Annotated in this window: 1 pseudogene; it reads left to right on the top strand. The window is 53.3% G+C overall.

From position 1 onward, the window contains the following. Positions 1-366, top strand: a pseudogene (locus tag MUW49_RS18415) (IS4 family transposase); the annotation flags it as partial.

Here is a 366-nt window from a genome sequence, read left to right as displayed (position 1 = left end):
AATGCAACCCAGTACCTCAAGCAACTTCTTAGCTCTTCTGAACTCAACCGGATCGGTAAATTTACCGGTTTTTGTCAGCGACTCCGGGATATCCAGCCTGCGAGACTACTCCCGGCTCTGCTCTCAGGGCTTGGTTGCGACAAGGTGGATGGTATTGCTGGTTTGCATCGCCATTTCAATGCGTTGCAGCTCCATGATACTGACCAAATAGCGTATAAACCCTTTCACAACCAGTTACGCAAGCAGGGTTTTCCCTTGTTCATGCGCGCACTGGTTGAACGAGCCATCGCCTTACGCCTCAAGGAGTGTCTACCGGACGCCCACGGACTGGCAGGCTTTGAGCAGGTACTGCTGCAGGACGGGTCG

The organism is Aeromonas sp. LsrichE-8G (assembly GCF_022869435.1).
GTDB classification, from domain to species: Bacteria; Pseudomonadota; Gammaproteobacteria; order Enterobacterales; family Aeromonadaceae; genus Aeromonas; species Aeromonas caviae.
This window is presented reverse-complemented; position numbering and strand designations above follow the sequence as displayed.